General features: G+C 63.7%; 21 protein-coding genes. 13 read left to right on the top strand and 8 right to left on the bottom strand.

What is annotated here, in order from left to right; genetic code table 11:
• Nucleotides 1-87: 87 nt before the first annotated feature.
• From DDA93_RS10400 to DDA93_RS10385, 4 genes are all read left to right on the top strand, one after another.
• Nucleotides 88-1,287, top strand: a complete 1,200-nt coding sequence (locus DDA93_RS10400) for an acetoin utilization protein AcuC (protein WP_116778725.1) — start codon at nucleotides 88-90, stop codon at nucleotides 1,285-1,287.
• A 33-nt stretch (nucleotides 1,288-1,320) separates the two neighbouring features.
• On the top strand, nucleotides 1,321-1,782 hold the full coding sequence (locus DDA93_RS10395; protein ID WP_116778724.1) for a metalloregulator ArsR/SmtB family transcription factor: 462 nt from the start codon (nucleotides 1,321-1,323) through the stop codon (nucleotides 1,780-1,782).
• A 183-nt stretch (nucleotides 1,783-1,965) separates the two neighbouring features.
• Nucleotides 1,966-2,178 (top strand): helix-turn-helix domain-containing protein, encoded by a 213-nt coding sequence (locus DDA93_RS10390; RefSeq protein ID WP_019483181.1) that lies wholly within the window; start codon nucleotides 1,966-1,968, stop codon nucleotides 2,176-2,178.
• Between the two features lie 189 nt (nucleotides 2,179-2,367).
• Entirely contained in the window at nucleotides 2,368-2,466 is a 99-nt protein-coding gene (locus tag DDA93_RS10385; protein ID WP_003792170.1) for an AURKAIP1/COX24 domain-containing protein, read from the top strand.
• A gap of 63 nt (nucleotides 2,467-2,529) precedes the next feature.
• Here the strand turns inward: DDA93_RS10385 and DDA93_RS10380 are convergent, their stop codons facing one another.
• On the bottom strand, nucleotides 2,530-3,354 hold the full coding sequence (locus DDA93_RS10380) for an HAD-IB family hydrolase (RefSeq protein ID WP_019483182.1): 825 nt from the start codon (nucleotides 3,352-3,354) through the stop codon (nucleotides 2,530-2,532).
• 79 nt (nucleotides 3,355-3,433) lie between these two features.
• On the opposite strand from DDA93_RS10380, the gene DDA93_RS10375 reads away from it, so the two are divergent.
• Together DDA93_RS10375 and DDA93_RS10370 are read left to right on the top strand one after the other, a co-directional pair.
• Nucleotides 3,434-3,715, top strand: a complete 282-nt coding sequence (locus DDA93_RS10375; RefSeq protein ID WP_237715298.1) for a glutaredoxin family protein — start codon at nucleotides 3,434-3,436, stop codon at nucleotides 3,713-3,715.
• 130 nt (nucleotides 3,716-3,845) lie between these two features.
• Nucleotides 3,846-4,562, top strand: coding sequence for a redox-sensing transcriptional repressor Rex (locus tag DDA93_RS10370; protein ID WP_019483184.1), 717 nt, complete (start codon nucleotides 3,846-3,848; stop codon nucleotides 4,560-4,562).
• A gap of 35 nt (nucleotides 4,563-4,597) precedes the next feature.
• Here the strand turns inward: DDA93_RS10370 and DDA93_RS10365 are convergent, their stop codons facing one another.
• Together DDA93_RS10365 and DDA93_RS10360 are read right to left on the bottom strand one after the other, a co-directional pair.
• On the bottom strand, nucleotides 4,598-5,239 hold the full coding sequence (locus DDA93_RS10365; RefSeq protein WP_019483185.1) for a hypothetical protein: 642 nt from the start codon (nucleotides 5,237-5,239) through the stop codon (nucleotides 4,598-4,600).
• A gap of 150 nt (nucleotides 5,240-5,389) precedes the next feature.
• Nucleotides 5,390-5,938, bottom strand: coding sequence for a YceI family protein (locus DDA93_RS10360; RefSeq protein ID WP_019483186.1), 549 nt, complete (start codon nucleotides 5,936-5,938; stop codon nucleotides 5,390-5,392).
• A 183-nt stretch (nucleotides 5,939-6,121) separates the two neighbouring features.
• Here DDA93_RS10360 and DDA93_RS10355 point away from each other — a divergent pair, with 183 nt between their 5' ends.
• From DDA93_RS10355 to ccsB, 5 genes are all read left to right on the top strand, one after another.
• The gene (locus DDA93_RS10355; RefSeq protein ID WP_024476749.1) at nucleotides 6,122-6,799 is read left to right on the top strand and encodes a histidine phosphatase family protein; all 678 of its coding nucleotides are present in this window, start codon (nucleotides 6,122-6,124) and stop codon (nucleotides 6,797-6,799) included.
• A gap of 37 nt (nucleotides 6,800-6,836) precedes the next feature.
• Nucleotides 6,837-7,451, top strand: a complete 615-nt coding sequence (locus DDA93_RS10350) for a TlpA disulfide reductase family protein (protein WP_019483188.1) — start codon at nucleotides 6,837-6,839, stop codon at nucleotides 7,449-7,451.
• Between the two features lie 99 nt (nucleotides 7,452-7,550).
• Nucleotides 7,551-8,264 carry a cytochrome c biogenesis protein CcdA gene (locus tag DDA93_RS10345; protein WP_050994964.1) on the top strand — a complete coding sequence of 238 codons (714 nt, stop codon included), beginning with the start codon at nucleotides 7,551-7,553 and terminating at the stop codon, nucleotides 8,262-8,264.
• A 32-nt stretch (nucleotides 8,265-8,296) separates the two neighbouring features.
• On the top strand, nucleotides 8,297-10,030 hold the full coding sequence (locus DDA93_RS10340; RefSeq protein WP_019483190.1) for a cytochrome c biogenesis protein ResB: 1,734 nt from the start codon (nucleotides 8,297-8,299) through the stop codon (nucleotides 10,028-10,030).
• Entirely contained in the window at nucleotides 10,030-11,055 is a 1,026-nt protein-coding gene (ccsB, locus tag DDA93_RS10335) for a c-type cytochrome biogenesis protein CcsB (protein ID WP_019483191.1), read from the top strand. The genes DDA93_RS10340 and ccsB overlap by 1 nt, the downstream gene beginning before the upstream one ends.
• Before the next feature lie 397 nt (nucleotides 11,056-11,452).
• Here the strand turns inward: ccsB and DDA93_RS10330 are convergent, their stop codons facing one another.
• The gene (locus DDA93_RS10330) at nucleotides 11,453-11,866 is read right to left on the bottom strand and encodes a PLD nuclease N-terminal domain-containing protein (RefSeq protein ID WP_019483192.1); all 414 of its coding nucleotides are present in this window, start codon (nucleotides 11,864-11,866) and stop codon (nucleotides 11,453-11,455) included.
• A gap of 30 nt (nucleotides 11,867-11,896) precedes the next feature.
• Here DDA93_RS10330 and DDA93_RS10325 point away from each other — a divergent pair, with 30 nt between their 5' ends.
• Nucleotides 11,897-12,193: a DUF4229 domain-containing protein gene (locus DDA93_RS10325; RefSeq protein ID WP_019483193.1), complete on the top strand. Its 297-nt coding sequence runs from the start codon at nucleotides 11,897-11,899 to the stop codon at nucleotides 12,191-12,193.
• 138 nt (nucleotides 12,194-12,331) lie between these two features.
• Here DDA93_RS10325 and DDA93_RS10320 read toward each other — a convergent pair whose 3' ends face one another.
• Genes DDA93_RS10320 through DDA93_RS10310 form a run of 3 tightly spaced genes read right to left on the bottom strand, consistent with a single transcriptional unit; the run spans nucleotide 12,332 to nucleotide 15,349 of the window.
• Nucleotides 12,332-13,216, bottom strand: coding sequence for a 1,4-dihydroxy-2-naphthoate polyprenyltransferase (locus tag DDA93_RS10320; protein WP_116778722.1), 885 nt, complete (start codon nucleotides 13,214-13,216; stop codon nucleotides 12,332-12,334).
• A gap of 41 nt (nucleotides 13,217-13,257) precedes the next feature.
• Complete coding sequence (locus DDA93_RS10315) at nucleotides 13,258-14,391, bottom strand: AMP-binding protein (protein WP_019483195.1); 1,134 nt, start codon at nucleotides 14,389-14,391, stop codon at nucleotides 13,258-13,260.
• Nucleotides 14,392-14,398: 7 nt separating this feature from the next.
• Nucleotides 14,399-15,349 carry a 1,4-dihydroxy-2-naphthoyl-CoA synthase gene (locus DDA93_RS10310; protein ID WP_019483196.1) on the bottom strand — a complete coding sequence of 317 codons (951 nt, stop codon included), beginning with the start codon at nucleotides 15,347-15,349 and terminating at the stop codon, nucleotides 14,399-14,401.
• Nucleotides 15,350-15,503: 154 nt separating this feature from the next.
• Here DDA93_RS10310 and DDA93_RS10305 point away from each other — a divergent pair, with 154 nt between their 5' ends.
• On the top strand, nucleotides 15,504-15,935 hold the full coding sequence (locus tag DDA93_RS10305; protein WP_116778721.1) for a hypothetical protein: 432 nt from the start codon (nucleotides 15,504-15,506) through the stop codon (nucleotides 15,933-15,935).
• Nucleotides 15,936-15,941: 6 nt separating this feature from the next.
• On the opposite strand, the gene DDA93_RS10300 is transcribed toward DDA93_RS10305, so the two are convergent.
• Nucleotides 15,942-16,379, bottom strand: a complete 438-nt coding sequence (locus DDA93_RS10300; RefSeq protein ID WP_019483198.1) for a VOC family protein — start codon at nucleotides 16,377-16,379, stop codon at nucleotides 15,942-15,944.
• Nucleotides 16,380-16,389: the final 10 nt, after the last annotated feature.

The following is a 16,389-nucleotide window of genomic DNA, read 5'->3' as shown; positions in this document are numbered from 1 at the left end:
GATCGCTCCAAATGCCCTCCGAGTAGTAAACCACTTTCATCGGGCCAGCGTGTCCAAGCGCCCACTAAATCACGTAGCCTGTGAGTGATGAGTAGCGAATCCGCGTCGTTCCCCACCAGTGTTGTCTGGGACGAATCCATGCTGGCGTACAACTTCGGTCCCACGCATCCGATGAACCCACAGCGGCTGGCCCTTACGGCGCGCCTCGCGTCGGACCTGGGTTTGTTCGACCGGGATGGGGTGACGGTCGCTGAACCATTCGTGGCGACCGACGGGGAGTTGGGAACCGTTCACAGTTCCCACTACATCACCGCTGTGCGGACTGCTGATACCAATCCGGATCAGGCCGATCAGGCACTGGGTCTGGGAACGGCAGACAACCCGGCGTTCCCGGGAATGCACGATGCGAGCGCGCGTTTGGTCGGTGGGTCGCTGGCTGCCGCCGACGCTGTGTTGTCCGGGCGGACAGTGCATGCGGTGAATTTCGGCGGCGGCATGCACCACGCGAGCCGGTCGATGGCCAGTGGATTCTGCATCTACAACGACGCCGCCGCGGCGATCCAACGCCTGCTCGACGCTGGCACGCAGCGGGTCCTGTATATCGACGTTGACGCCCACCATGGGGACGGCACGCAGAACATTTTCTACGATGACGCACGTGTCATGACTATCTCCCTTCACGAAACGGGGATGAGCCTATTCCCCGGGACCGGGTTCGCCAATGAAACGGGCGGCGTAGGGGCGGAGGGCTATGCGGTGAACGTAGCGCTTCCGACTCTTGCCGGGGATGGTGGCCTGCTCCGGGCCTTCCACTCGGTGGTCCCGCCACTCGCCGAAGCTTTCCAGCCGGAGGTCATTCTGAGCCAGCACGGTTGTGACAGCCATGTGGACGACCCGCTGACCAATCTCAGGATCAGTATCGATGCGCAGCGCGAGATGGCAGTCAGCATCCGTGACCTCGCGTCCCGCATCTGTGAGGGACGGTGGATTGCCACGGGGGGAGGCGGATACAACGTCACCAGTGTCGTCCCCCGGGCATGGTCCACTCTGATTGCCGTTGCTGCCGGGGCGCCGATAGGGCCCAAGACCGCGGTCCCGGAATCGTGGCGTTCCTATGTGCTTGAGCACTACGGTGCCGAGGCGCCGCTGTTAATGGGTGACGGCGCCGACACCTGGTGGCGGTCCTGGGAAGTTGGCTACGACCCGAACGATGACCTTGACCGCACCGTGATGGCCACCCGTAAGGCGGTTTTCCCGCTCCACGGACTTGATCCATGGTTCGACTAGCACCGATTGCGTATATGTCGTTAGGGTAATGGAATGGTAATCGAGGATGTGTTCGCAGTCGTGGCTGAAGGTACCCGCCGCGAGATTCTCGGGTCGTTACGCGCCGGAGACAAAGCGGTCGGTGAGCTGGTGGTCGAGCTCGAGGTCAGCCAGCCCACGGTATCAAAGCACCTGAAAGTCCTGCGTGAAGCGGGCCTGGTCTCAATGCGTGCGCAGGGGCAGCGCCGCTTCTACTCCTTGAACCCGGCTCCGCTGCGCGAAATAGAGTTGTGGCTCGGATCGTTTGACCTTCCGGCCCAGCCATCGATAGCCCCTGAACTGGCGGTCGTTTCGCCTCGCCACTCGGGAGTCCTCGCAGCAGCCGTTGATCCAGCGGCCGATCCAGCCATCGACCCTGCCGGGCAGCAGGCCTTCGGCCGGACAGTCGGTCGTGCGGGCCAGCGGGCAGCCGACCTCTTCGCGCAGTTGCCGAAGCTGCGTCGACGCCGCGACTAACCGGTTGGTGGTGCGCCAGGATGATAGCCCGGCAGCACTTTCACTTTAGCCACAGCAGCCACTACAGTATGAGGCAGCGGTAAACCTTCGAATTGCAAGGCGGCACGCCGTGTGACTGCCAAGTGGTTAGTCTCAGATTGCACACGTTGGGGGTGCAGACCTCAGTGTAAGGAGCAATGTGGGATGGTAGACGCGAGCAATTTCTCAGACGTCAAATTTCTGACCGTCGCCGAAGTGGCCGACATGATGAGAGTTTCCAAGATGACCGTGTACCGCCTGGTTCACGCAGGCGAGATGCCGGCTGTGCGCTTTGGCCGTTCCTACCGGGTCCCAGAATCGGCTGTTGAACAGTTCGTTCGGGGTGCGGCGGTGGAGGGTCAGCCCGAAACCGGATAGCCCAACGGGGCCGGTCGGGGCCGCGGCTAATTAGCGGTACCCTGTTAAGGAGCGTTTTACGCGCTATCGGCTGTGCGCCTTAGGGCGAGAAGGCCGATCCGCGTAGGTAGTTGCGTTATTGTCAGCATCCGATCGTCGTGCCCACCCGGGCCGTGTATCGGAAACCGAAGATCAGTTTGTGAGGACTTTATGGGTTCAGTAATTAAGAAGCGCCGCAAGCGTATGGCCAAGAAGAAGCACCGCAAGCTGCTTCGCAAGACTCGTCACCAGCGTCGCAACAAAAAGTAAAGACAGTTTCATCGTTGGGCCTGCCACCTCTGTGGCGGGCCCAACGTCGTTAACGGGGTCTGATCAGTTCCCGCGCATCCGGGTGAAGCCACGCCAGAGCCCGTACACGGCGCCCGCCCCGGTGGCTGCTTTGAGTCCAAGGGTCGCGGCCCGGCGGCCGCTGCGGAAATCGTAGATCGGCCAGTTGTTGTCCCGTGCATGATGCCGGAGCTTGCGGTCCGGGTTGATCGCCACCGGATGCCCCACGATAGTCAGGAGGGGAATGTCGTTGTAGGAGTCGCTGTAACCCCAGCACCGTTGCAGGTTCAGTCCCTCTTTCTCGGCGAGAGCACGCACTGCAACGGCTTTTGCAGGACCATGCAGGAACTCGCCCACCAGCTTCCCGGTATACAGACCGTCAGCGACCTCGCCAACAGTGCCGAGTGCGCCGGTGAGTCCGAGACGGTTGGCGATCACGCTCGCCACTTCCACGGGAGTGCCGGTGACCAGCCATACCCGGCGACCCGATTTCAGGTGTTGCTCGGCCAAAGCGCGAGCGCCGGGCCAAATCTTGGACGCGATCATCTCGTCGTAGACTTCCTCGCCGAGCGCTTTGACGTCCTCGTGCGCGATCCCGATCGCGAAGGCCAGAGCCGCGTCGCGTACAGAGTTGATGTCGGTCATATTTTCGCCGCGCATCACGAACCGGAGCTGTTTCCAGGCCAAGCCGCTGGCGAACCTCAGGGTGAACGCTTTCCGCTGATACATTTTCCGGGCCACATGGAACAGACTCGCGCCCCGCATCATCGTGTTGTCGACGTCGAAAAAGGCGGCGTCCCCTCCCGGGCCGGGAAGGGTGGCGGCTACCCCTGGAACGGTACGCAGGGGCCCGGTACTGGCAGCGGACATAGTGTGAGTCTAAATCAATTGCGTCGCGGCGTGCGGCCCGATACCGAGCCGCACCGGATGAGGCGGTAGCTTGGATGACATGGTTTCTCCTCCCCGGCCGGAAATGCCGACAGACGGTGCGGTGAGCCCCGTCGTCGAGCTGTTGACGAAGCCCGATTGCCACCTGTGCGCTGCTGCGCGGGCGGTGGTTGCTGCGGTCTGCGAAGAGCTGGGAGTGCCCTGGCACGAATTGTCGACAGTTGATGCACCCGACCTGTTGGAGCGGTTCGCCGAGGAAATCCCTGTCCTGCTTATCGACGGGGTACAGCGAGATTTCTGGAAGATCGATGAGGCGCGCCTGCGGAGGCTGCTGACCCAGTGATCGGCCGGGAAGCCAGCTTTGTGTCGCGGGCGCCGCACCCTAAGGTGAAGATACTCACGGTGTCGGCCGGTCCGGCGTCGTGCAGACCTGCCGTACGGCGGCTGGCGGACAGCAGACGGAGTGATAGAGAGTGACGACGCCTGAACTACCAGAGCTACACCTGTCAGGGGCTGGCACTGCCGCACGGCAGATCCCGTCAGCGTCGCTGACGCGCCTGACCGTCTATCTGCGGGCACTCACCTCGTTGCTGGCGGAAGGCACCGAGCGGGTGTCCTCTGACCGGCTGGCTGAAGCGGCCGGCGTCAATTCGCCCATCCTGCGCAAAGACCTGTCCTATCTGGGGTCCTATGGCACCCGGGGTGTCGGCTACGACGTGCAATACCTGAACCGGCAGATCTCGGCGGCGCTCGGCCTGACACTCGACTGGCGGGTCGCCATCATCGGCGCGGGCAACCTGGGGCGCGCGCTGGCTGGTTACTCCGGTTTCGAATCCAGGGGATTCGAGATTGTTTCGCTGTTCGACGCCGACCAGTTGGTTGTTGGAGCGGAGGTGGGCTGGCTACGGGTGAGCCCAATCACCGACCTGGAACAGGTCCTGGAACGGACCCGGGCCAACATGGCGGTACTCGCGGTTCCCGCAGCAGTGGCACAGTCACTGTGCGACCGGTTGGTTGATGCAGGAATCACCAGCATCCTGAGCTTTGCGCCGGTAGTGCTGCAGGTGCCTGAAAGTGTCCAGCTCCGGAAGGTGGACATGGCCACCGAACTGCAGATTCTTGCCTACCACGCACAACGGGCGCAGGAACCGGACCTTGCTGCCGACGCCCGCACCCGTTCGGCGCAGTAGGTTGTGCAGGCGCTTTGAGCGCCTGGCGTGAGGGCCTAGAACTGGCCCGGAACGATCTGCTTCTGGAAGTACGGGCGGGCCGGCTTCAGGAAGGTCATGACGACGCCAGCAACGCCGAGCAGCGTGACGATGATGGTGAGAACAGTTTCCAGCGGACCCGGAGTCATGAGTTCCTGCCCCTGCAGCATCTCGTTACCTTCGAGCATCGAAGCGGACAGCAGTCCGAACAGGTAGGACAGGACGGAGAGGGCAGCCAACACGGTGGCTGTGATCCTGGCCCAGTTATGTCCCTTGCGGATGAAGATCGCGAGGAGAATGTAGACGCCCGTGAGCACCGTTGCAAACACCAGCACGAGCGCGGTGGCGACCCCGGCGCCCGCCCCTGACACGGGGGTAGTCATCACGCTCAGGATGCTGGCGAGGAAATTGAGCACGCCGGCGGCGATGATCAGCCAGAAGGCCCGCTCCACCTCTTTCGGCGCAGGGCCCTTCTCGGTGACCGACACCTGGTTCATATTCCCCGGGTAGCTGTAGCCGGAGGGTTGCGCATTCTGGTAGCCGTAAGGGGCTGGCTGTCCGTCGGTGGGGTTCTGTCCGACGGATGGCTGCTGTGCTCCCGCGTTATCGCGTGGTGGCAGGTCCTGGCCGGGATGGGGGTCATTGGGAGGTGTGCTCATTGCCGTTTCCTCTTCACTTGAGACTGGTTGATACAGACCCTGTGGGGCCACATAGCCAACCCTAGCGCGGAGCTTTGTGCAGCCGGGGGATTAAACAACAGCGGCTGCCGAACTCCAGAACGGAGTGCGGCAGCCGCTGGCTGGGGAGGTCTACTTGGCTGGAGCTACGAACGCTGCATCAAGGTTGATGGTGACTTTGTCGCCGACCAGAACGCCGCCGGCTTCGAGGGCGGCATTCCAGGTCAGGCCAAAGTCCTTGCGGGAAATGACGGTCTGACCGGAGAACCCGGCGCGGGTTGCGCCGAAGGGGTCAACTGCCACCCCGTTGAATTCGGTTTCGAAGACCACCGGGAGGGTTACGTCGCGGATCGTCAGGTTGCCTGAGAGCTGGTAGGTCTCGCCGGAACCTTCGATGGAGGTCGACTCGAAAATCATTTCGGGAAAACGCTCGACGTCGAAAAAGTCCTCGCCGCGGACGTGGCCGTCGCGGTTGGCGTCGTTGGAGTTGAAGGAAGCAGTCTTGATGGTCGCGGTGACCTTGGAGTCACTGAGTGAGGACCCGACATGAAGTGCTGCGTCGACGGTGTCGAAGTTGCCGCGTACCTTGCTGATGCCAGCGTGGCGCACGGTGAAGCCGACCTCGCTGTGTGAGCCGTCGAGGGTCCAGGTGCCGTTGTTCAGTCCTGTAGGAATTGCCATGGTGGATCTCCTGATGATGGTGCGGTCTGGGTTATGGGTAGGTGGCAGCCGGAAGGCCGTCACCTATAATAAACATGCATTTGCATCGATTATTCCCGAAGTTAGTTAAATGTTCAAATGAATCTGCGCCGGATCGGCTTCGGCGGATTTAGCTGACCGACCGAACTCTGAGAAACTGGACCTATGTCCCTAGCTACTGTCCACCTCGTCCGTCATGGCGAGGTCCATAATCCAGAGCGTGTACTTTACGGGCGACTCCCGAATTTTCACCTCTCGGAGCTGGGCCAAAAGATGGCTCAGCGGGTTGCAGGTCACTTTGCGGCCCGGGTTGCCGGCGGGGCGAGCGTTGTCCGGTTGGTAGTGTCCCCACTGACCCGGGCGCAGGAAACTGCCGCTCCGATTGCCGAACGGCTCGGCCTTGAAATTGTGACGGACGACAGGGTTATTGAGGCCTACAGCCGATTTGAGGGCATGTCCCAGGTGGCCCAGCAGTTGCGGAACCCCCGGCACTGGCCGTTGCTGGCCAACCCATTCCGGCCATCCTGGGGTGAGCCGTACAGCCAGCAGGTAGAGCGCATGATGGCCGCAGTGGGTGATGCCCGGCGGGCCGCCGTCGCGCTCGCTGAAGCAAATGGGTCGGCGGGTCCAGCCGAAGTAATCCTGGTGGGCCACCAACTGCCCATCTGGGTGTCCCGCCTTGCCGCGGAGAACCGGCGGCTATGGCACGATCCCCGAGATCGCGAGTGCACCTTGAGCTCGATCACGTCCCTGGACTTCGACGGCGGGCGCCTGATTGGGGTGCGCTATGAAGAGCCAAGCGCGGACCTCCTGCCCGGTGCGGCAAACCTGCCGGGAGCGTAGTAGTATTACTACACGTTGTAGAACTGTGGAAGAAGCTGTGAAAAACTCTGACCGATCCGCCCGGCGCCCGAAAAGGCTCGGGACAGCACTGGCTATTGGGCTGTCCGCCGCGATTGCCCTTTCGGCGTGTGCCGCTGACGATCCGTTGGCTCAGCAGGCGGCCGTGGGTGACAACAAGAACTACATTGCCGGCGACGGCTCGGTCACCGAGTACGCCGTGGGCGACCGGGGTGAACCTGTCACGCTTACCGGCACGAAATACGATGGCACCGTCGTCGACTCGGCGGACTGGGTGGGGGATGTGACGGTGGTGAACTTCTGGTACGCGGCCTGTGCGCCCTGCCGCGAGGAAGCACCGGACCTGGTGGCGCTGCACGACGAGTACCAGTCGGCGGGGGCCCGGTTCTACGGGGTCAACATCCGGGATACGGAGAAGACCGCCGAGGCTTTTGAACGGAGCTTCGAGATTCCCTACCCGAGTCTCGATGATCAGGACGGCGGGGTGCTGCTGGCGATGACCAGCTATGTTCCCCCTCAGGCAGTGCCCACCACGCTGGTCATCGACAAGGAAGGTCGGGTGTCAGCGCGGATTCTCGGGCTCGCCGACAAGACCACGCTCGGGGCTCTCATCGAAACAGCACTGGCCGAGTAACTGACAGTGAATCTTCCCCTCCACCTGAGTGCCGTCGTCGGCGGCTCCCTTCCGCTTGCCCCCAGCAACGCCTTCGCCGATACGGTGCTGAACGGCTCAATGCTGCTTGCCCTGCCGGTTGCACTCCTTGCCGGTCTGGTGTCCTTCGCATCGCCCTGTGTCCTCCCGCTGGTGCCCGGCTACCTGGGCTATGTCACGGGACTGACCGGTGTCGACCTTGAGCAGCAGAAGCGCGGCCGGATGCTGACCGGGATCGCCCTGTTTGTGTTCGGATTCTCGGTGGTCTTCATGGCGTACGGTGCCCTGTTTGGCCAGCTGGGAGCCTGGATGGTTGGTTCCGAAAGCTGGCTTATCCCTGTCATGGGACTGGTGGTGGTGCTGATGGGACTCATCTTCATGGGTGGATTCTCCTGGTTCCAAACCGAAAAGAAGTTGCAGACCAGGGTGCCTACCGGGCTGTGGGGGGCGCCGCTGCTCGGCCTGACGTTCGGGTTGGGCTGGGCCCCGTGCATCGGCCCCACTCTCTCTGCTGTGCAGTTGCTCGCGTTCTCCAACGACGACGCCAGCGCGGCGAAGGGCGCAGCACTGACCTTCGTGTATTGCCTGGGTCTGGGCCTTCCCTTCCTGCTGATTGCTCTCGGCGTGCGACGTGGAATGGGAGCGATGGCCTTCTTCAGGAAACACCGGCTGTCCCTGCAACGGTTCGGCGGCGGGATGCTGGTGGTCGTCGGCTTGCTCATGGCTACCGGGGTCTGGACCCTGTGGATCAATGAACTGCAGAACTGGCTTGGCGGGGTGACCCTCCCCATCTAATGACAACTGATCCCAACGAAAGGGGGCAGACAATGACCCCCGACACTCCCGAAGGCGGAAAGCCCGACGTCGCGCTGCCAGCGCTCGGCTTCCGCGGCAGCCTCCGCTGGGGCTGGACCCAACTGACCAGCATGCGCACAGCCCTGTTCCTGCTGCTCCTGCTTGCTGTCGCCGCCGTTCCGGGGTCCCTGTTCCCGCAGCGCCCGGCAAACCCCGCAGTAGTCACCCAGTACATCCAGGACAACCCCGACACCGGGCCGATCCTTGACTGGTTCCAGCTGTTCGACGTCTACTCCTCGGTCTGGTTCTCGGCCATTTATCTGCTGCTGTTCATTTCCCTGATCGGCTGTGTCATCCCGCGCACGCTGGTTCATGGCCGCGCGATGAGGTCGAAGCCGCCCCGGACGCCCCGGAAACTATCCCGGATGCCGATCTACGGCACCCTCGTGCTGCCCGCCGGAGCGCAAGCCCATGGCTCCCGGCTCACCGCGGCGTCCGCCGCCGCCGACGCCGCAGCCTTGCTGAAGAAGCGCGGTTACCGGGTGGACCTCCGGGACGCAGAATCGGCTCAGCCCTCGGTTGGAGCCGAACGCGGCTTCCTCAAGGAGGTCGGCAACCTCGTCTTCCACTTCTCCCTTATCGGTGTTCTGGTGTCAGTCGCCGTCGGCGGCCTGTTTGGCTACAGCGGGCAGAAAATCATCGTTGAAGGTGACAGCTTCGTGAATACCCTGGTTGGTTACGACGCGTTCACCCCCGGGGCCAATTTCAGCGCCGGCCAGCTTGAACCGTATTCGCTGCGACTGGACAATTTCGACGTCCAGTTCGACCGGCAGGAAACTCACTACGGCCAGCCGCTCGACTTCACCGCCAACGTCACCACCAAGGATGGGCCGGAGGCCGACGAGGTCGAGCAGGTCCTGAAGGTCAACTCGCCCCTGAAGATCGGCGGCACGGGTGTCTACCTGGTCGGTAACGGGTACGCGCCGATAGTGACGGTCCGTGACGGCAACGGAGACATTGCCATGCAGGGCCCGGTTGTCACCATCCCGCAGGATGGGCTCTTCACCTCCCTCATCGTGATCAAGGCTCCCGACGCCGCCCCGGACCAGCTGGGGTTTGTCGGCTTCTTCCTCCCCACCGCTTTTGTCGGCGAGGACGGCGTCGCCTTCTCCCGCGACCCGGATCCGTTCAACCCCCAGCTCAACCTCAACTCCTACTACGGCGATCTTGGCCTCGACGACGGCGAACCGCGCAGCGTTTACGTGCTCGACACCGAGGACCTGACGGAGCTCAACAGCCGCACCAGTGACGAAGGCGGAATCGTCCTCGGCGCCGGCCAGACTTATGACCTGCCGGATGGCAGGGGGTCCGTCTCCTTTGACGGCCTGGACCGCTACATTGCGGTCGACATCCGCCACGATCCGGGCCAGCTGGGAGCCTTGGTTTTCTCCTCCCTGGCACTTGCGGGTCTAAGCGCGTCACTGTTCATCGGACGCCGCCGGGTCTGGGTGCGCACCGGCACCCATGAGGACGGTCGCACCATGGTCGAGTACGGGCTGCTGGCCCGCGGCGAAGACCACCGCCTGACCGGCGAGGGCGCCGCAATCGAAAAAGCGCTTCGCGCGCAGTGGCTGGTGGATGAGCCGACCAAGGAGCAAGATGGATTCACCAAGCCATCAGGCAATGGCGAAACCACCACTTACGCGTCAGACAGTACGGCCACCGAACACGCATCACACCAGGTAGGAAACGGTAAGGACAGCTAATGCAAACAATCAACCAGGCTCTGGGTGAGTTCAGCGAGCGTTTCATGCTGCTCGCGGCCCTGACCTACACGGTCGCTTTCATTGTCTTCACGCTTGACCTGGTGAAGAGCAGCAAGCGAATCCGGGCGGTCGAGGAAAACCTCGCCGCTGCGCAGGAAGCTGACCAGATGGCGCTGGTGGGCGCAGACCGGAGCAGCCGCCCAGGCGTCCGTGCCGGTTCAGCTGGCGTTGCCGGTGACGCCACCGCCGATGACACTATGGACTACGCGGGTCGACGGAAACTCGCGAGAATCGCCGTCGTGCTGACGGTGATTGCGGCACTGATCCACGCCGCCGGTGTCATCTCACGGGGCCTTGCGACGAACCGGGTGCCCTGGGGCAACATGTACGAGTTCTGCACCACCGGAGCGCTCGTCGTAGTGGTGGTCTTCCTGCTGGTCCTGATCCGTAAGGACCTCCGTTTCCTCGGGACCTTCGTCGTCGGCCTCACCCTGGTGATGCTGTGCGCGGCGACGATCGGTTTCTTCACACCGGCAGGCAACGTGGTTCCCGCCCTGCAGAGCTACTGGCTCGTCATCCACGTATCGGTCGCGGTGGTGTCTTCTGCACTGTTCACCCTGACGTTCGCCATGTCGGTGTTGCAGCTTATTCAGACCAGCCGGATCCGCAGGCTCGCCGCCGGGGGTACCGACCGCGCCCCGTTCATGCGCCTGGTCCCGTCGGCGCTCAGCCTGGAGAACCTGTCCTACCGGATCAACGCCGTCGCCTTCGTGATGTGGACCTTCACCCTGATGGCCGGCGCAATCTGGGCGGAAGAGGCCTGGGGCCGGTACTGGGGCTGGGATGTCAAGGAAGTGTGGACCTTCGTCATCTGGGTGGTATTCGCGGGCTATCTGCACGCACGGGCCACCCGCGGCTGGACCGGAACCCGCGCAGCCTGGCTCTGCATCATCGGGTACCTGTGCATCGTCTTCAACTTCACGATCGTGAACATCTACTTCTCGGGCCTGCACAGCTACGCCTAGACCGGGTCCGCAAGGGCGCAACCAGACAAAAAGTGCAGCTACGCCCACGGCGTAGCTGCACTTTTCTGTGTGCCGTCGGTCGTTGCGGGGCCGGTGTGGTGAGCAGCCTGGTGTGGTGAGCAACCTGGCCTGGGACGCGACCTGGCGTGGTGACCAACCCGGGCCGGCGGGGTCAACCTGGACATCGGTGTGGGACATGCCGCATGTTGCCCTCGAATGTCTTGATTCCTGACCGATCCGGTCCCGACGCCGGTCGCTCGCCGTCGCAGGCTGGTCCCGACGCCGGTCGCTCGCCGTCGCAGGCCGGTCTCGACGCTGGTCTCGACGCTGGTCCCGACGCCGGTCGCTCGCCGGTTGCGAGCCGACCGCGGGGCTGCTGGGCGTGCCGGGACGGGTGTCAGGCGGTCTGGCTGCCCGGTTCGGAGTCGGTGTCGCCGTCGTTCTTCTGCTTGTCTTCGCGAGCCTTCTTCTCCTGCGCCGCGCGGAGTTCCTGCTCCTTACGGCGCAGCTCCTTCTCGCGGGCGTCCTGCCGACGCTTCGCCTCAAGGTTCCGAAGGAACTGAGGGTCGTCATCCGGGGCGGTGGGATGCCTGGGCGCGGGGCGGGACCGTCCACGGGGGCTGGTGGGGCGGGAGCGACCGAACAGGAACCAGAGCCCTGCCCCGAGCAGTGGAACCAGGACGATCGTCACGATCCACGCGGGTTTGGAAAGGCTGCGCACCGAGTGCGCCTTGGTCATGATGCAGTCGATCAGTGCGTAGACGATGACGGCAACTGCAACGAGGATAAGAAACAACAACAGGCGAGGCATCTATCAATTGTAGGCGAGTAAACTTGATGAGTGCCCTTCTTCAAATTCACTGCCCTACGCCTCGGCCTCGTCGTGGTTTTCTTCGTCATTTCCTACTGGCTCGGCCTTGGCGCCATCTTCTCCGCGGTTGTCGCGGCGATTCTGGCCTGGTGCGTGACCTACCTCTTCTTCCGGGAAATGCGTGACGCCGCATCGGCGTCGTTGCAACGCCGGTTCAGGGACGGTGCGCCACCGCAGCGCAACCTTTCCGAGCTCGACGACGCCGCCGCCGAGGACGCCTACGACCCCAACGCCACGATCAACGCAGACCGCAAACCCCGACCCTGAGCGAAACCGCCACCGGGCGCCTGCCGGGTAGATACGCCCGCTGGCTCTGTGGGCTGTCCGGCGCTGCAGCGAGGCCAGCAGGAGTAGCTAGCCCAGCACAGCAGCTAGCCCAACACAGCGGGTAGCCCAGCACAGCGGTCAAGCCAGCACAGCGGTCAGGACCACTCCGGCCCCGAAAAGCACACTGAACCCGAGATTGATCAGCCCGGTCATCTTGAGGACCGGGATCAAGCTTCGGCGTTTTTTGCCCTTGAGCATCAGCCAGCTCGGCATCAGGCAAGCGGGGATGAGCAATAGCACCAGGAGCACCCACGGGTAGTCGTAGACCATGAACAGGGGCAGCAGGAGTGCCACGGCGAGCATCATCACGTAGGTGATCCGTGCTGCGGTATCGCCCAGCCGGACGGCGAGCGTGATTTTCCCGGCTTCACGGTCTGTCGGGATGTCCCGAACGTTGTTGGCCATCAGGAGTGCCATGGCAATGATTCCGGTGCTGATGGCGCCGATCCAGGCCACAGCGCTCAGCTGGCCCGCCTGCGTGTAGGTGGTTCCGAGCGTCGCGACCAGACCGAAGAACACAAACACGAACACATCGCCCAGCCCCATGTACCCGTATGGGTTGCGGCCGCCGGTATAGCCCCAGGCAGCAGCCACGCAGCCCACTCCCACCAGCAGCAGGAACCAGGTCTGCGAAAGCACAATCAGGCTCGTCCCAGCGACCATGGCCAGCGCAAAGCAGGCAAAGGCAGCCCACTTCACCTGCCCGGGACGGGCGGCGCCGGAACCGGTGAGACGCAGGGGGCCCACCCGGTCGGCGTCGGTACCTCTGACGCCGTCGGAGTAGTCATTGGCGTAGTTGACGCCGATCTGCAGCATCACAGCGACCACTGCGGCCAGCAGGGCGTTGACCGGTTTGAAGGCGCCAAGGTCGAACGCTGCAGCGCAACCCACGATCACCGGGGCAATCGCCATGGGGAGGGTTCGCGGGCGGGCGCCCTCAAGCCATTGTGCGGCAGTAGCCACAATGCAATCCTTTTCGTCGGGGAAGTAGGGGGAGTAGTGGGTTACGCGCTGGCGCGTTCGAGCAGAGCCCGAACCGCCAGCCGGTCGGGTTTACCGTTGGGCAGGAGGGGAAGCGACCCGAGGGTCAGAATGATCCGGGGCGCCGCGTGCGACCCGAGGGCCGTCTTCGCGTGTTGGCGCACCTCATCCGGGTTCACGTGGCCGACGACGACGGCGGCCACCTCAGTGCCCCACTCGGCGCTTTCGATGCCCAGCACCAGTGCTTCCTGAACGCCCGGGAACCCTTCGATCGCTGACGCGACGGCTCCGGCCGAGACCTTTAATCCACCGGTGACAAGCACATCGTCCACCCGTCCGGTAAGGCTCAGCACACCATCGGTGATGGCACCGGCGTCGTCGGTCTTGAACCAGCGGCGGCCGGAATTGAACTGGAACCGGTCGGCGCTGAGCTCGGGCTGCCCCAGGTAGCCATCGGCGAGCACCGGTCCGCTGATCCACAGCCGGCCATCCTCGGAGAGGAGGTCCACGCCTTCCAGCGGGACGCCGTCGTACACGCAACCGCCGCAGGTTTCACTCATGCCGTACGTGAGCACCAGGTTCAGTCCGTGTTTGCGCGCTTCGCTGCGGAGGGTTTCGGACGCTGGGGCGCCGCCCAGCAGGATGGCGTTGAACCGGCGCAGCACCTGGAGCGTTTCAGGACGTGGGTCCTGGAGCAGGCGGTGCAGCTGGGTGGGGACCAGCGACGTGAACCGGACCTTGTCGGTCAGTTCGCCGGCGGCCGCAGTGAAAGCCTCCGCGCTGAACGGGGCGGAGAGGTCCATCGCCCAGGGCCGGGTGCCGGCGTAGAGCGACCGGACCAGCACCTGAAAGCCCGCCACATAGTGCACGGGCAGGGTGAGGAGCCACTGGCCCTCAGCCTTCAGCGCGAGGGCGGTCCCCATCGCCGAAGCGGCGAGCGCATCGACGCTGAGCATCGTCTGCTTCGGGACGCCGGTCGAACCCGAAGTGCTGAGCACGGCGGCGATCTCGTCGTTCGACAGTTCACCGTCGAAGCGCTGGTCCGGGTCGGCATGGGGCGCGACGGCGGGGCCTTCACCGGCCAGCGCAGCGGCCAGTGGGGTGAGGAGGGCATGAGGGTCAGCCTCGGGCGGGGTGTGGATCGGTAACAGTTCCATGATTGGCCTAGAAATAGTAGGGGTAAGCGGACCAGTCGGGTGCCCGCTTTTCCAGGAAGGCTTCCTTACCCTCGACCGCTTCGTTGGTCATATACGCCATCCGGGTCGCTTCGCCAGCGAAGACCTGCTGGCCCGCGAGGCCGTCGTCGGCCAGATTGAACGCGAATTTGAGCATGCGGATTGCCTGCGGGCTTTGCCGGGCAATGTCCGCTGCGTACTGCAGTGCCGTGTTCTCCAGTTCGTGGTGGTCCACGGCCTCGTTGACCGCGCCCATCGCGACCATTTCTTCGGCTGAGTACTCCCGGGCGAGGAAGAAGATCTCGCGAGCCTTCTTCTGCCCGATCTGGCGGGCCAGCAGCGCCGAGCCATAACCGGCGTCGAAACTTCCCACCGTGGCATCGGTCTGCTTGAACTTGCCGTACTCGCGGGAGGCGATGGTCAGGTCAGCCACCACATGCAGACTGTGCCCGCCGCCGGCCGCCCACCCATTGACGACGGCGATGACCACCTTCGGCATGGTCCGCATCAGCCGCTGCACCTCAAGAATGTGGAGCCGGCCGGCCCGTGCGGGATCGACGCTTTCACTGGTCTCGCCGTCGGCGTACCGGTATCCGTCGCGGCCGCGAATCCGCTGGTCGCCGCCCGAGCAGAACGAGTGGCCGCCGTCCTTCGGGGATGGCCCGTTGCCGGTGAGCAGTACGGTGGCGACATCGGAGGTCATTCGCGCATGGTCCATCGTCCGGTACAGCTCATCGACGGTCCCGGGGCGGAACGCGTTGCGCACCTCGGGCCGGTTGAAGGCGATCCTCACCGTTGGCAGGTCTTTGACCTCCCCGCCGGGGCCCCGTTCGACCTGTCGGTGGTACGTGATGTCCTCGAGATCGCCGAACCCGGAGACGAGTCGCCAGCGGGCAGGGTCGAAGAGGTCAGAAACCTGTGGGGGAAGGTCGATAGTCACCCATCGAGTCTAGCTTTGTGCCGAGCGGTTGGCATGAAGAGGGTCCGCCGTTGGCCAGCGGTCTCGTTATCCCGGGGCCCTGGCGTATTTTTTCGGTGTTTGGTTAGCTAAGCCAATGCTGGCTGCCAGAGGGGCGGCCGCCGAAGGGAGAGCCGTGAAAGTCACCAAGATCCTGGCAATCGTTGCAGTCTCGTCTTCAACCATGTTCGTTGGCGCGTCGACCGCGATGGCAGCAACGGACGACATCGTGTTCGTCCCGTTCGACCAGGCGACGGTAGTAGACCCGGACACCGTCACCTTTGTCACCGGGGGCGTGATCGCAGCCGACGGTACAAACCTGTGCGCGGTCAACCCTGGGTCCATCGTGTTCCCGGATGGAACGTACCCCTGCTTCATCGATTTTCGATCCCCCGACCCGGACCCCGCACCTCAGGTGGGCCAGATGCCGGTGGGCGGCGTCGACACCGGGGTGGCTACGCCCGCCGGTCGGCTAGCAGCGGCAACCCCTGCCGCGGCGGGCATCGCCGCTGCTGGTGGTCTCGCTGCAGCCATCGTGTTGTTGCGTCAACGCGCCGTTCGGAGCTAAGAGTCCTCACCCGAGGCAGAACTCATTGCCCTCAGGATCGACCATCGTGTACCAAACGTGGGGGCCTTGGTTCGCCTGGTAGAGAAACTGGGCACCCCGGCCCTCAAGCCGGGCCCTGAGCTCGTCTTTATCGTCACAGTCGAGGTTGATGTCCAGGTGGCAGCGGTTCTTGACAGTCTTCGGTTCAGGCACTGGCTGAAATAGCATCCGTAGCCTGCCCTTGTGGCTATCCTCCCCGGGGCGGCAGATGGCTGCGCCGTCGCGCCACACGCGCACCCCTTTGTGCACAATGAGCTCATCCGGCTGGGCCCAGCCCTTGGCCAGCACATCGTCGATGAAGGTCTGATCGGTGGGTTCCACCACCCACCCGAGCGTTTCAGCCCACCAGTCCGCCTGATCGTGGGTGTTGGTGCAGTCGAGGGTGATCTGGATGTTGTAGGTCATGGACCGACTT

It is taken from the genome of Arthrobacter sp. Bz4 (assembly GCF_003075455.1).
Lineage (GTDB): Bacteria > Actinomycetota > Actinomycetes > Actinomycetales > Micrococcaceae > Arthrobacter_D.
This window is presented reverse-complemented; position numbering and strand designations above follow the sequence as displayed.